The organism is Variovorax rhizosphaerae, from assembly GCF_037889975.1.
In the GTDB taxonomy this organism is placed as follows: Bacteria; Pseudomonadota; Gammaproteobacteria; order Burkholderiales; family Burkholderiaceae_C; genus Variovorax; species Variovorax rhizosphaerae.
This window is the reverse complement of sequence record NZ_JBBKZT010000006.1, coordinates 110776-124416: the sequence shown is the minus strand read 5'-3', so window position 1 is coordinate 124416 and position 13641 is coordinate 110776. Positions and strand designations below refer to the sequence as shown.

The 13641-nt window shown below is 65.5% G+C and carries 12 protein-coding genes; 9 read left to right on the top strand and 3 right to left on the bottom strand.

Annotated elements, in window-relative coordinates; translation table 11 throughout:
* Positions 1-20 precede the first annotated feature (20 nt).
* From WKW82_RS14235 to WKW82_RS14215, 5 genes are all read left to right on the top strand, one after another.
* Positions 21-1352 carry a dicarboxylate/amino acid:cation symporter gene (locus tag WKW82_RS14235; protein WP_340343208.1) on the top strand — a complete coding sequence of 444 codons (1332 nt, stop codon included), beginning with the start codon at positions 21-23 and terminating at the stop codon, positions 1350-1352.
* 63 nt (positions 1353-1415) lie between these two features.
* Positions 1416-3236, top strand: a complete 1821-nt coding sequence (locus WKW82_RS14230; RefSeq protein ID WP_340342953.1) for a sensor histidine kinase — start codon at positions 1416-1418, stop codon at positions 3234-3236.
* A 242-nt stretch (positions 3237-3478) separates the two neighbouring features.
* Complete coding sequence (locus tag WKW82_RS14225; protein WP_340342952.1) at positions 3479-4843, top strand: sigma-54-dependent transcriptional regulator; 1365 nt, start codon at positions 3479-3481, stop codon at positions 4841-4843.
* Between the two features lie 52 nt (positions 4844-4895).
* Positions 4896-5288, top strand: coding sequence for a hypothetical protein (locus tag WKW82_RS14220; protein WP_340342951.1), 393 nt, complete (start codon positions 4896-4898; stop codon positions 5286-5288).
* A 158-nt stretch (positions 5289-5446) separates the two neighbouring features.
* Positions 5447-6610 carry a hypothetical protein gene (locus tag WKW82_RS14215; RefSeq protein ID WP_340342950.1) on the top strand — a complete coding sequence of 388 codons (1164 nt, stop codon included), beginning with the start codon at positions 5447-5449 and terminating at the stop codon, positions 6608-6610.
* A gap of 94 nt (positions 6611-6704) precedes the next feature.
* On the opposite strand, the gene panC is transcribed toward WKW82_RS14215, so the two are convergent.
* Genes panC through panD form a run of 3 tightly spaced genes read right to left on the bottom strand, consistent with a single transcriptional unit; the run spans position 6705 to position 8886 of the window.
* Positions 6705-7535, bottom strand: coding sequence for a pantoate--beta-alanine ligase (gene panC / locus WKW82_RS14210; RefSeq protein WP_340342949.1), 831 nt, complete (start codon positions 7533-7535; stop codon positions 6705-6707).
* Positions 7536-7571: 36 nt separating this feature from the next.
* Positions 7572-8456, bottom strand: coding sequence for a 3-methyl-2-oxobutanoate hydroxymethyltransferase (panB, locus tag WKW82_RS14205; protein WP_340342948.1), 885 nt, complete (start codon positions 8454-8456; stop codon positions 7572-7574).
* Between the two features lie 28 nt (positions 8457-8484).
* Positions 8485-8886: an aspartate 1-decarboxylase gene (gene panD / locus WKW82_RS14200; protein WP_340342947.1), complete on the bottom strand. Its 402-nt coding sequence runs from the start codon at positions 8884-8886 to the stop codon at positions 8485-8487.
* 430 nt (positions 8887-9316) lie between these two features.
* Between panD and WKW82_RS14195 the strand changes: the two genes are divergently transcribed.
* The 4 genes from WKW82_RS14195 (at position 9317) to WKW82_RS14180 (ending at position 13636) form a co-directional block, all read left to right on the top strand.
* Entirely contained in the window at positions 9317-9856 is a 540-nt protein-coding gene (locus WKW82_RS14195) for a DUF4136 domain-containing protein (RefSeq protein WP_340342946.1), read from the top strand.
* A gap of 115 nt (positions 9857-9971) precedes the next feature.
* Positions 9972-10982 (top strand): FecR domain-containing protein, encoded by a 1011-nt coding sequence (locus WKW82_RS14190; RefSeq protein ID WP_340342945.1) that lies wholly within the window; start codon positions 9972-9974, stop codon positions 10980-10982.
* Between the two features lie 75 nt (positions 10983-11057).
* Complete coding sequence (locus tag WKW82_RS14185) at positions 11058-11930, top strand: c-type heme family protein (protein WP_340342944.1); 873 nt, start codon at positions 11058-11060, stop codon at positions 11928-11930.
* 176 nt (positions 11931-12106) lie between these two features.
* Positions 12107-13636: a serine/threonine-protein kinase gene (locus tag WKW82_RS14180; protein ID WP_340342943.1), complete on the top strand. Its 1530-nt coding sequence runs from the start codon at positions 12107-12109 to the stop codon at positions 13634-13636.
* Positions 13637-13641 lie beyond the last annotated feature (5 nt).

Genomic DNA, 13641 nt, shown 5'->3' with positions numbered 1-13641 from the left:
CCTACGTGACCCCTCAGTCAATGTCCAAGCAACCCATCTACAAATCCCTGTACTTCCAGGTCATCACGGCGATCGTCATCGGCGTGCTGCTCGGGCACTTCTGGCCCGAGACCGGCGCGGCGATGAAGCCGCTCGGCGATGGCTTCATCAAGCTCATCAAGATGATCATCGCGCCGATCATCTTCTGCACCGTGGTGGTCGGCATCGCCGGCATGGAGGACATGAAGAAGGTCGGCAAGACCGGCGGCCTGGCGCTGCTGTACTTCGAGATCGTGAGTTCCGTGGCGCTGGTCGTCGGCCTGATCATCATCAACATCGTGCGGCCCGGGGCCGGCATGAACGTCGATGTGAGCCAGCTCGACACCAAGGGCATCGCGGCCTACACCGGCCCGGGCAAGATGCAGAGCACGACCGACTTCCTGCTCAACGTCATCCCCAACACCGTGGTCGATGCCTTCGCCAAGGGCGAGATCCTGCAGGTGCTGCTGATCGCGGTGATGTTCGGCTTCGCGCTGCACAAGTTCGGCGGCCGCGGCACGCTGGTGTTCGACGTGATCGAGAAGGGCTCGCACGTGCTGTTCAGCATCGTCGGCTACATCATGAAGGTCGCGCCCATCGGTGCCTTCGGCGCGATGGCCTTCACCATCGGCAAGTACGGCGTGGGTTCGCTGCTGCAACTCGGCCAGCTGATGGCGACCTTCTATGCGACCTGCCTGTTGTTCATCTTCGTGGTGCTGGGTGGCATCGCCAGGGCGCACGGCTTCTCGATCTGGAAGTTCATCCGCTACATCAAGGAAGAACTGCTGATCGTGCTGGGCACCTCGTCGAGCGAATCGGTGCTGCCGCGCATGATGGCCAAGCTGGAGAACCTCGGCGCGCGCAAGTCGGTCGTCGGCCTGGTCGTTCCCACGGGCTATTCGTTCAACCTCGACGGCACTTCGATCTACCTGACGATGGCGGCCGTGTTCATCGCGCAAGCCACCAACACCGACATGACCTGGACCCAGCAACTGACGCTGCTGGCCGTGCTGCTGCTGACCTCCAAGGGCGCCGCAGGCGTGACCGGCAGCGGCTTCATCGTGCTGGCCGCGACCCTGTCCGCCGTGGGCCATGTGCCAGTGGCCGGCCTCGCGCTGATCCTGGGCATCGACCGCTTCATGTCCGAAGCGCGTGCGCTGACCAACCTGATCGGCAACGGCGTGGCCACACTGGTCGTCGCCAAGTGGACCGGCGACCTCGACACGCAGCGCATGACGCAGCAGCTCAACGGCGAGACATCGGCCGAAGCGGACGAGCCGGAGATGGTGCTCGACGCGACCGAGACGCACATGCCCGTGGGTGTGACGCGTTGACCATGAGAGCGACCGGGGGCTGCCACCGATGCGCACGGCACGGGCTTGTGCAATAAAGCTCCGATGAAGCCCAGGGAGCCGGTCCGGCGCCTCGACCCAACCACCAGCAACCGGCGCCTTTGGCTGGCCTTCTGGCGCTGGTGCGGCGCGCTGGCGCTGGTGGCTGGGGCCGCCTTCGCTGGGCATCAGCTCGCCCTGCAAGCCGGCCTGTCCCGTGTGCGCGATGCGGCAGCCCACCGGCTTGAAATGCTGGCGACCGGGCTGGATGCCGAACTAGCCCGCTTCGACTACCTGCCCGCGCTGCTGGAGATGACGCCCATCGTTCCCGCGCTGCTCGGCACACCGGCCGATGTCGGCCTGCGCGACATGGCCAACCGCTATCTTGCGGGCGTCAATGCCACCGTGGGCGCCGAGATGCTCTACGTGCTTGACGACACGGGCACCTCGCTGGCCGCATCGGACTGGGACAAGCCCGGGACCACCGTCGGCCAGGACTTTTCTTTTCGCCCCTATGTCATCGACGCGCTGGGCCAGGGCAGGGGGCGCTTCTATGGCGTGGGCGTCACCAGCAAGCGGCCGGGCTACTATCTTTCCTACGCGCTGCGGCGCGAACCGCCGTCTCGCGGCGTGGTGGCCGTCAAGGTCAACCTCGAGGACGCAGAGAGCGCATGGCGCAAGCTGCCTGGCGACGTGGCGGTGGTCGACCAGCGCGGGGTGGTCATCCTCTCGACGCGCGCAGACTTGAAGTTCCGCCCCTTGCGGCCCCTGGACGAGCAGCAGCGCGCCGATGTGCAGCGCTTCCGGCCGTACGGCCAGGGCAGCCTGGATCCGTTGCGCTGGACGTCGAATGAAGTCCTGGCGCCCGACGTGCAGTTGATATCGCTCAACGGCAAGGACCAGCTCGTGTCGGAGCGTGCGTTGCGCGACGCACCCTGGCGGCTCATGGTGTTCGACGACATGGCGCCCTTGCGCGTGGCGGCCCGCAACGCGGCAATCACCGCCAGCCTGGCCATGGCGGTGCTGTTGCTGGTGACGATCGCGCTGCTGCAGCGGCGTCGCGCGATGCGGCACAGGCTGGCGAACCAGGCGGCGCTGCAGGCGGCGCACGACAGCCTCGAGTCCACGGTGGTGGCACGCACTGCGCAACTGCGCGCCGCGCAGGACGAACTGGTGCAAACCGGCAAGATGGCCGCGCTGGGCCAGATGTCGGCCGGGCTGGCGCACGAGCTGAACCAGCCCCTCACGGCCATGCGCGCCTTGTCCGAAAGTGCCGCGATCCTGCTCGACAAGAACAGCTTCGACGACGTGCGCGGTAACCTGCGGCGCATTCGCGGCATGGTCGACCGGCTCGCGCGCCTGACCTCGCAACTCAAGACCTTCGCGCACAAGAGCGAGTTGCCGGTGGTGCCGCTGGTCCTCGCGCACTGCATCGACGATGCGCAGGGCATGGTGGCCGACGCCCTGATGGACCAGGGCATTGCGGTCGAAGTCGACATGCAACCGGCCACGCTGGCCGTCATGGCGGACGAGGCCGCGCTCGGCAGCGTGCTCGTCAACCTGATGCGCAACGCCATCGACGCGATGCACAAGGCGCCGCGTCGCACCCTGCGCCTGCAGGCCCGGACGCAGGGCGATCGCGTGCTGCTGGAGGTGAGCGACACCGGCCCCGGCATCCGGCCCGACATCCTGGCGCACCTGTTCGAGCCCTTCGTCACCAGCAAGCCGGCGGGCGCGGGACTGGGCCTGGGGCTGGTGATCTCTGCACAATTGGTGCGGGCCATGGGTGGCACCCTGCGCGCCAGCAACCTGGAGGCGGGTGGTGCATGCTTCGCCATCGACTTGCCCGCGAGCAAGCCTGACAGTCCCAACCACAGGAGTGAGTGACCCTGGAAAAAGCAGTTGACCGCGCTGAACCATTGGACAAGCATCATGGACTTTGACACTTCTGCCTTCTATCGCATTCGCCGCTAGGGTGAGAGCGCTATGCACCCGATTGCGCCGCGCTCGACGCGCCATGCAGCGTTGCTCGGCCTTGCGGGCATGAGCCCGCGGCGTTCTCGCGCCTTGCATGGCACGCCGATCACGGCACACTCGGGCGCATCCAACTGTTTTTTCCAGGGTGAACCGTGAGCAATGCCCCAGCGATCCGCGTGCTGCTGGTTGAGGACGACGAGGACGTGCGCATCAGCACGACCCAGGTGCTGAACCTGGCCGGCCTGGACGTCGAGTCCTTTGGCAGCGTCGAGCGTGCGCGGGCCCACGTCGGTCCCGGCGTCCCGGCCATCGTGGTCTGCGACGTGCGCTTGCCCGGCATCACCGGCACTGAATGGCTGCATGAACTGCACGCGGCCGACCCCGAACTGCCCGTCATCCTGATGACCGGCCACGGCCATATCGCGATGGCGGTGGAAGCCATGCGCGATGGTGCCTACGACTTCATCGAGAAGCCCTTCACCACCGAGCGCCTGGTCGCGATCGTGCGACACGCCATCGAGCGCCGGCAACTGACGCTGCAGGTGCGCGCGCTGCGCGAGGCGCTGGACAACTGGAACGGCATCCAGTCCGTGCTGATCGGCCGCTCGGCGCAGATGCAGCAGGTGCGGCGGACCGTGATGACGCTGGCCGAGACTTCGGCGGACGTGCTGATCTACGGCGAGACCGGCACCGGCAAGGAACTGGTTGCGCGTTGCCTGCACGACTACAGCAAGCGCCGGCGCCAGCATTTCGTGCCGCTCAATTGCGGCGGCCTGCCCGAATCCCTGGCGGAGAGCGAACTCTTCGGCCACGAGCCCGGCGCTTTCACCAGCGCCAGCAAGGTGCGGGTCGGCAAGTTCGAATATGCCAACGGCGGTACGTTGTTCCTCGACGAGATCGAGAGCATGCCGATGGCCGTGCAGATCAAGCTGCTGCGGGCGCTGCAGGAGCGCACCGTCGAACGCATCGGCTCCAACAAGACCATCCCATTCGACTGCCGCGTGGTGGCGGCGAGCAAGGACGACTTGAAGGAACTCAGCGACAGGCAGAAGTTCAGGGCCGACCTGTACTACCGCATCGGCGTGGCCTTCATCGAACTGCCGCCGCTGCGCGAGCGCCGGGAGGACATTCCGCTGCTGTTCGAGCACTTCACCTTGCTGGCGGCCAGCCGCTTCGAGCGGGTTGCGCCCCTGTTGAGCAGCGCCCAGTTGGCCGACCTGATGGCCTATGCCTGGCCCGGCAACGTGCGGGAGTTGCGCAACGTGGCGGACCGCTTCGTGCTCGGGCTGCTGGGAGAAGGGGGAGAAGGGCGGCTGACGCAGCAGCACGGTGCCGATGCGAGCCTGCCGCAGGGCTTGCCGCAACAGGTCGAATCCTTCGAGCGCGCCGTCATCGTGGAGGCGCTGCGCAAACACCATGGCGACCAGTCGGCCACGGCGTCTGCGCTTTCAGTGCCGCGGCAAACGCTGTTCGACAAGTTGCGCAAGCTGGGCGTCACGGCCGATCAGTTCAAGTGATTGCCGTGCGAACCTGAGCGGCGTATCGTGGCCGGCAGGAAGGAGGACCACCATGCCTTCACCCGGAAGCCCCGACCCTGCCGGCGCACGCGGCATGCCCTCGATGCCGCCGGCTTCATTCGGCCCGCCTGGCGCGATGGCGCCACCCTCGGATGCCGAACTGTGCGAACACGCCATCCGGACCATCTGGCGCTGTCTCGATGCGCGCGACCTCGTGGACGAGCATGTGCGAGCGGAACTGGTGGCGGTGCTTGAACCGCTGGCTGCGTTCCCCCTGGGGCCGCTGCCACAACGGTTGATCGACGTCCTGAGGCTGCCGAACCCTGTCGATGCGTCGCGCCTCTATTGGCTCACGCGTCGGCTATTGACGGTGGTGCCGGTGCTGCAGGCTGTGGAGAGTGCGTCCCACAGAGGCGGTAGCCGCCCGCCTGCGCCGCGTGCCTGAACTAAATCTTGCGTCCAAAGATATAAACGTTATTCAGTCGATATCCGGTCATTTGCGCACGCAATCGTTTGCGAAGCTTTCCCTTCCACGGTGCTGGACCAGGTCACACCAGGGAAGGCATACTGGCGTGCCGGCCGGTCGGCCGCGAGGGATCGACGATGAACGCCATGTCTTCGTTTCTTAAAGCAATTCCCGAGGCAGCTGCCAGCCCTTATGCATTGGCCGCCTATACGATAGCCGCCATCATTTTTCTGTTTGCCGGCGCAAAATTGGTAGCCACTACCAAATTGCTCAAGGCTCTTCCGCTTGTTCGAGAGGAGGATCGACCAGCCGTATTCAAGGCAATTATTGGTGAGCCAATGCCGACTCAGATCAGTCCAGCTAAATGGACGCATAACAACCGAACAAAGTGGGCCTTTCTCCTGGCCGCATCTATTGTGATGGCGCTCTTTGTCGTTGCTATGGTGGCATTAAATTTGGCAAAAAACCCGAGCGTCGCCGAAATGGAGAGAGTCATTAAAAGGCAGGCCGCCGAGTCGGACCGGCGTCACATGACGCCCTTGGAGGATGCCGAGCTATATGCGGTGATCAATTTGGATGGAAGCATTCGCGGTCTTGCTGAATACATTGGCTGGATCGAAAGTGAGTACAAGTCGGCGCTCGTGCGAGGCGATTGCTATGACCTCACTGACAATCCCCTCAAGATTGATTTGGAGATGCCGGACAACACGTCTGCGTCGGGCTTGGTCTGCGGTCGGGAATACGCGATCTCGATTCCGACCTTCTCTCCTCTGTTCCCGACCATGGATCGAAATGGCGCTGTCGCGACGGAGGTGCTCGGACGACTTAGGGCCGACATCGAATTCTTCAACGGGACACCGATAGTCGACGAGTATGGGGCTAATGAAGCCAATGGAGTGCTTCTCATGAGGTACGACTCGAACTGGGTGTCTGAAAAAGACATACCAAGATCGATCCGCCTCCGCGTTGATCTTCCGAACAAGAAATTAGGAATTAGGACAGATGTATTCAAGTACGCCAAGGCCAGCTGGCGCCGGCACGAGAGCGTGAATTCGTTTGTAGATCTGGCAGGAATGCAAATGGTGTTTTGGGTTCAGGTTGGAAAAAAAGAATTTTCGGGAGATGAGATGGGGCTCGCCAGGAGGTCCACCTCGTTGGAACATTTTTACCTGAAGATTGGAGGCCTGAAGATCGCCCCAGATCGAGCCCAATGGCGGCCCATCAAAGACCGATTTGGGAGCCCAGCCTGGGTGTATGACATGCCGAAGACTCCGGAGGGAGTGCTCGCCATGCTGCGATAGAGGGCTCCGAGAGGCGGCTGGCGGATGCCTGCTCATCCCAACCGATCACCTCGTCGAGAGGATTGACTGCGTTCGGTCGAAGGCCCCGGTCGAGTCAACCGTCGATCTCAAGGTTGTCGATCAGCCGCGTGCCGCCCAGTCGCGCTGCCGCCAGCGCCACCAGCGGCTCCCCCTGCGCGGGCGCCTGCAGGTCGGTCCGGCGTCGCAGCACCAAGTAATCCGGCTGCCAGCCGCGCTCGCGCAATGCCGCCATCCCGCGCGCCTCGATGGCCGCGAAATCGCTGTCCCCCGATCGCACGGCCTCGGCCATCGCACGCAGCGCCTTCGAGAGTTGCACCGCCTCCGCACGCTCGGCCTCGCTGAGATAGCCGTTGCGCGAAGACAGGGCGAGGCCGTCGTCGGCGCGTGTCGTCTCCACGCCCACGATCTCGATCGGCAGCGCGAACTGCCGCACCATGTGCCGGACCACCATGAGTTGCTGGTAGTCCTTCTTGCCGAACACGGCGATGCGCGGCTGCACGCACGCGAACAGCTTCATCACCACGGTGCTGACACCCACGAAGAAGCCAGGGCGGAAATGGCCTTCCAAGATGTCGCCCAGCGCCGGGTCGGGATGCACCTTGAAAGTCTGCGTCTCGGGGTAGAGCGCCTTCTCGTCGGGCGCGAACAGCACGTTGCAGCCGGCGGCGCGCAGCTTCTCGCAGTCGCTCTCCCAGGTGCGTGGGTAGGTGTCGAAGTCCTCGTGTGGCAGGAACTGAAGGCGGTTGACGAAGATGCTGGCGACCGTGACATCGCCGAGTGGCCTGGCCTTGTGGACCAGGTTCAGGTGGCCCTCGTGCAGGTTGCCCATGGTCGGGACAAAGGCGGGGCGTTGGTAGGCGGCGAGGTGTTCGCGCAGGTCTTCAATGGTGTGGGCGATGTGCATGGTGTGCTCTTGCGGGAATTGAAACGGGTGGATGGCTCACCATGCGTGAAGCCGGTCGTCGGGAAAGCTGCCATCCTTCACGGCGCGCACATAGGCTTGCAGCGCTTGCGCGATGCCGCCGCCATCGGCCGTGAAGTTGCGAACGAACTTCGGCATCTTGCCGAGGTTGATCCCCAGCATGTCGTGCAGCACCAGCACCTGTCCGGCGGTCGAACGTCCGGCGCCGATGCCGATGGTGGCGCAACCTGTCAGCTCCTGCGTGAGCGATGCGGCGAGCGCCGCGGGCACCATTTCCAGCACCAGCATCGCCGCGCCGGCGCCCTGCAAGTCCAGCGCGTGCTGGCGCAGCACCGACGCCGCCGCGTCGTCCCGGCCCTGCACGCGATAGCCGCCGAGCGCATGCACCGTCTGCGGCGTGAGGCCCAGGTGCGCGCAGACCGGGATGCCGCGCTCCACCAGGAAGCGGACCGTTTCCGTGGTCCAGCCGCCGCCTTCCAGCTTGACCATGTGCGCGCCCGCTTGCATCAGCACGGTGGCGCTGCGCAGCGCTTGCTCGCGCGACTCCTGGTAGCTGCCGAAGGGCAGGTCGGCGATCAGCCACGCCGTGCCTTGCACCCGGTGCAGGCCGCGCGCGACGCTTTCGGTGTGATAGCGCATGGTGTCGAGCGTGACGCCCACGGTGCTGGGCAGTCCCTGGCAGACCATGCCGAGCGAATCGCCCACCAGCAGGCAATCGACGCCCGCCGCATCGGCCATCGCGGCGAAGGTCGCGTCATAGGCAGTGAGCATGCTGATCTTCTCGCCCTGCGCATGCATCTGCGCCAGGCGCGGCAGGCTCAATGGCTTGCGCTGGGATGGCAGCGAGGTGGCCGGCAAGGAGCCGTAGGGGCTGGCCGCTTCGGAAGCGGTGACGGTCGTCATGACTTTGCGTTCGGGATGGAGGGACGCATCAGGCCACCACGGGCTCGCCGGACGCGGCCTGCACCGGGATGTGGGCGCGCTCTTCCTTGATGCGATTGGCGCTGTCGACGAACACAAGCTTCGGCTTGTGCGCGGCCACCTGGTCTTCCTGCACCAGGCCGAAGGCGGCAATGATGATCAGGTCGCCGACCGAGGCCTTGCGCGCGGCGGAACCGTTCACCGAGATGATGCCGGTGCCGCGCTCACCCCGGATCGCATAGGTCACGAAGCGCTCGCCGTTGTTGATGTTCCAGATGTGCACCTGTTCGTTCTCGGACAGGTTGGCCGCATCCAGCAGGTCTTCATCGATGGCGCAGGAACCCTCGTAATGGAGTTCGCAATCGGTGACGGCAACGCGATGGATCTTGGACTTCAGCAGGGTACGGAACATGAGTGACAGCTTTCCTTTTGAATGATGGAAGGACGGAGGACAGGGGAGGGGATTCCAGCGCTCGGCCGGCAGCAAGCACCGCGATGTGTGTGACCGGATACAACGGCGGCGCCGAGGCCGGCATACCAAGCGGCCAACGTCAGCAAGTCGATGTGGTGAAGCGTCAAGATCCGGTCCCTGAACAGGCGAGTTTGCCGTCAAATGGGGCGAACGATAGCGGACTTCAGAGTTACGCTACCGCTCATTTCGCGGGGCACCCGGCCTTGCGCACCAGGGGAGAATCGAATGAAGATGCCAGCCGCACGGGCTCGCCGCCCGGTCTCGCCCTCTGTCGCCACGACGGAGGCGACAGGCCGTCCGTGCACCTCGGCGCTCCAGCACGACCGCTCGCGTGCCATGCGCGCACAAACCTCTTGAAAAAAGGAACCCAGTGATCCAGCGTTTCACCATCCTTGCCCTTGCGGGCGCCCTGGCGGCCTGCGTTGCGGCGCCGACCGTCAAGACCGACTTCGATCGCGCCGCCAATTTCTCGACCTACAAGACCTACACCTGGCTCCCAAGGCCGACGCAGGGTCCGACCCTGACACAACAGCGCATCGTCGAGGGCATCGACGCCAGGCTGCAGGCCAAGGGCTGGAAGCTCACCGACAACGGCGATGTCCGCGTGGCGGCGCAGGTTTCCACCCAGGAGAAGGAGTCCTTCCAGACCTACTACAACGGCGTCGGCTACGGACTCGGTTTTGGCGGCTTCGGCCCGCCGGTGCCCATGGCGGCGACCACGACGGTGGACACCTACGAGGTCGGGACGCTGGTGGTCGACATGTTCGATGCGAAGACCAAGCGAGCGGTCTGGCGAGGCAGCGCCACCGGCACGCTGCCCGACAATCCCGACAAGCTGCCGGCCTTGCTGCAGACCTCGCTCGACAAGATGTTCGCGGCTTTCCCCCCAAGCAATATGCCTTCCAGGTGACCCGTTCCTGGCCGTAAGACACGAACACGGCACAGGGGACTTCGCTAATATTGACAATAGTCAATTTGGTTTACAACCAGATTCAATCAATTGTTGATGCCAGCGGAGTTCTGTCTTGCGGCTCACGAAGAACTTGTCCGGGTTCCTGCTGCTGTGCGTCGCGAACCTGTTCGCGCCGTCCCTGGCTCTTGCGCAAACGAGTGGCGCGACCTTGCCGTGGGCGCAAGGCACGAGTTTCGTCGGCATCGTCGAGGGCGGCGCCACGCTGGTCCGCCAGACCACGCGCTATACGCTGGCCGAGGGCGTGCAACTCAACGAGCAGGACGTCATCGAGACGGCACCGGGCGGATTTGCCCAGATCGAGCTGCCGGGGGGTGTGCTGGTCGGCATTGGCGAGTCCACGCGGCTGATGCTGCGGCCGCGCGTCGGCAAGGGCATGACGGCGCCGCCGCTGTATCTGCTGGAGGGCTGGCTCAAGACCACTGCCACCGCGCCCTTTAGCTACACCAGCCCCGCCTTCGAGCTGGCAGCGCAGGCCGCCACCACCGTCGTCTACACCAAAGGCACGCAATACGAGGTGTTCCTGGAAGGCGGTGCCGCCAAGCTGACCCTGCGCGACGGACCGCAGACGAGCGCGCAACTGGCCAGCGGCGACTTCGCGCAACGGCGTGAAGGCGCGGCGCCGACGGTCGGATCGCGCGCCACGCCGGAGTTCCTGGGCAAGGTGCCGCGCCAGTTCCGCGACAAGTTGCCGTCGCGCGGCGAGCAGTTCGCCAAGCGCAACGTGCCGCCCAAGGCGCTCGGCGAGATCGCCTATGCCGACGTGGCCCCATGGCTGCGTACCGAGCCGGGGCTGCGGCTTCCGCTGCTGCCGTTGTGGAAGGCGCGCGCTGTCGCCGACCCGGCTTTCAGGGCAGGGGCCAAGGCCGACCTGGCGCAGCACCCCGAATGGGAGCAGTTTGCGGACCCGGAAGGCTATGCGCGCCGCCTGGCCGAAGAGGCCGAGCGTCGCCGCCAGCGGGAGGCGGCGATCGCAGCTGCACGGGCCAAGGCTGCCGCAGCTGCCGCCGCCGCCGCGGCAGCCGCCAAGGAAGCCAGGGACGCCGCGCGGGACAAAACCCAGTGAACCGTTGCACGTCGAGCCGCAACACAGCGGACCAGGGTCTTTGAACAGGCCCACAGTCAAGGACCGGAGTACCTCATGCGCCTTCTATTCAAGTTCAACCTGATCTTCCTGGTTGTCTTCGTCGCCGGCGTGCTCGGCGCGGGCAAGATTTCCTACGACCTGCTGCAACGCAATGCCAAGGAGGAGGTGCTGAACCACGCGCGCCTGACGATGGAAAAGGCGGTCGCGATCCGCGCCTACACCAACGACCAGATCCGCCCGCTGCTGGAAACGCAGATGAAGTACACCTTCCTGCCGCAGACGGTCCCCGCCTATTCCGCCACCGAAGTGCTGGCCACGCTGTCCAAGACCTTCCCCGACTACACCTACAAGGAAGCCACGCTGAACCCGACCAACCCGCGCGACCGGGCGGTCGACTGGGAAGCCGACATCGTGAACCGCTTCCGCACCCAGGCCGAGCAGAAGGAGTTCGTCGGCGAGCGCGAGTCGGGCACCGGACGGGCGCTGTACATCGCGCGACCGCTGCGCATCACCAACGCCGCCTGCCTGGCCTGCCACAGCACGGTGGAAGCCGCGCCGCGCACGCTGATCGACAAGTACGGCCCGGCCAACGGCTTCGGCTGGCAGATGAACGAGGTGATCGGTGCGCAGGTGGTGTCGGTGCCCATGGCGCTGCCGCTGGCGCGTGCCGAGCAGACCTTCCGGGTCTTCATGGGATCGCTGATCGGCATCTTCGTGGCCATCGGCGTGGTGTTGAACGTGATGCTCTACCTGCTCGTGATCCGGCCGGTGACGGCGCTGTCGAAGGTGGCCAACCGCGTCAGCCTCGGCGAACCCGACGTGCCGGAGTTCAACACCAAGGGCCGTGACGAGATCGGGACGCTGGCGAAGTCGTTCGCGCGCATGCGCAACAGCCTCGACCAGGCGATAAAAATGATCGATACATAAGAAGGTGTGAACGAACCCGCCATGCCCGCTCATTCCGCCAAGACACGCCCGCTCCGCGTTGCAAATGCTCGCCGTGGCTCAAGCCATGCCTGTGCTTTGCGCCTTGATCGGACGCGCTTTGACGGCCTGCTCGGACACGTCGGATCCGTTCACACCTTCTGAGGTCGCCCAGCCCTATGTCCGTCCCCTCCCATGTTGGTCCATACCCGATCCGCGGCGTGATTGGACAGGGCGCGATGGGGATGGTGTACCTGGCGCACGATCCGGTGATCGACCGCCCGGTGGCGATCAAGACCATCCATCGGCGCCTGCTGGAATCGAACGACGAGACCAGCGTGGCGGCGCGCTTCCGGGTGGAGGCCAAGGCGGCGGGGCGGCTGACGCATCGCAACATCGTCCCGGTCTACCAGTTCGGCGAGGACAACGACAACGCCTACATCGTCATGGAGTACGTGGCCGGGCGGAACCTGCGCGAGTACGTGCAGCCGCCGCGCAAGCTGGACGTGCCCCAGGTGCTGTGCGTGATGGTGCAGTTGCTCGACGGCCTGCACTATGCCCATGAGCGCGGCATCGTGCACCGCGACATCAAGCCCGCGAACCTGCTGATCGCCGACGACGGGCGCCTGAAGATCACCGACTTCGGCATCGCCCGTACCGAATCCTCGAACCTCACCCGCGCCACATCGATCATCGGCTCGCCCGGCTACATCGCGCCCGAGCAGTACACCGACCGCGAGATCGACCGCCGCGTCGATGTCTTCTCCGCCGGCGTGCTGCTCTACCGCATGCTGAGCGGCACCACGCCCTTCGTCGGCACCGACGACGCGATCATGTACAAGATCGTGTACGAGGCGCACAAGCCGCTGAGCGAACAGGCCAAGGAGCCCGCCCTCGCGCCCTTCGACGGGGTCATCGACCGGGCGCTGGCGAAGAATCCGGCCGAGCGCTACGCGAGTGCCCTGGCGATGCGGACGGCGCTGCTCGCGCTGGCCACGGAGACCTTGCCGGAGGTGCTGCCGGCCCACCTTTTGCTCGCGCCCGTGCTCGAAGACCCCGACGCCACACGGGCCGCACCGAAGGCGAAGGCGCGCGACCTGCCTGCGACGCCGACCACGCCTTCGCCGTACACGCCACCGCCGACCTCGCCATCGCTGTCCCCGCCCACCATCCCGGTGACACCGCAACAGGCTCCGGCCACGTCGCTGCCCGGCACCAGCCCGCCATCGGTTCCCGCGCCCACCGGATGGGACGCGACCGCGCTGGCGGACATCGAGCGCGAGCTGGCCGAGCATGTCGGCGCGGTGGCGCGCGTGCTGGTGCGGCGCGCCGCCCGTGGCTTGACCTCGCAGTCGGACGTGCGGCACGCCGTGGCCGGGGCGATCGTCGATTTCGATGCAAGGGAGCGCTTCCTGGCTCGCGCCACCGGACCGCGCACGCACACCACCACGACGGTCGCGGCCACGAATTTCCGGGCGGCTACAAACCTCGGCGAGGCGCCCGCGGGTGCGCCAATGCGCCAGGGCGATGTCGACAAGGCGGCTGCAGCGCTCGCGTCCTCGATGGGACCGATCGCGCGCATCGTCGCCAGTCGCTGCGCTGCCAAGTCGACGACGCGCGAACAGTTCGTCGCCAAGGTGCTGGAACAACTCACGCCCAGTGTCGATGCCCGCCGTGTGCAGGCCGACCTTTGGCGTGCCCTCGGCTGAAGGCG

What these genes read in the sequence shown, in the direction of transcription:
- panD (WP_340342947.1), bottom strand. Translation starts at nt 8,886, where the DNA reads ATGTTCCGTACCCTGCTGAAGTCCAAGATCCATCGCGTTGCCGTCACC.
- WKW82_RS14230 (WP_340342953.1), top strand. Translation starts at nt 1,416, where the DNA reads ATGAAGCCCAGGGAGCCGGTCCGGCGCCTCGACCCAACCACCAGCAAC.
- WKW82_RS14220 (WP_340342951.1), top strand. Translation starts at nt 4,896, where the DNA reads ATGCCTTCACCCGGAAGCCCCGACCCTGCCGGCGCACGCGGCATGCCC.
- panB (WP_340342948.1), bottom strand. Translation starts at nt 8,456, where the DNA reads ATGACGACCGTCACCGCTTCCGAAGCGGCCAGCCCCTACGGCTCCTTG.
- WKW82_RS14185 (WP_340342944.1), top strand. Translation starts at nt 11,058, where the DNA reads ATGCGCCTTCTATTCAAGTTCAACCTGATCTTCCTGGTTGTCTTCGTC.
- WKW82_RS14180 (WP_340342943.1), top strand. Translation starts at nt 12,107, where the DNA reads ATGTCCGTCCCCTCCCATGTTGGTCCATACCCGATCCGCGGCGTGATT.
- panC (WP_340342949.1), bottom strand. Translation starts at nt 7,535, where the DNA reads ATGCACATCGCCCACACCATTGAAGACCTGCGCGAACACCTCGCCGCC.
- WKW82_RS14235 (WP_340343208.1), top strand. Translation starts at nt 21, where the DNA reads ATGTCCAAGCAACCCATCTACAAATCCCTGTACTTCCAGGTCATCACG.
- WKW82_RS14215 (WP_340342950.1), top strand. Translation starts at nt 5,447, where the DNA reads ATGAACGCCATGTCTTCGTTTCTTAAAGCAATTCCCGAGGCAGCTGCC.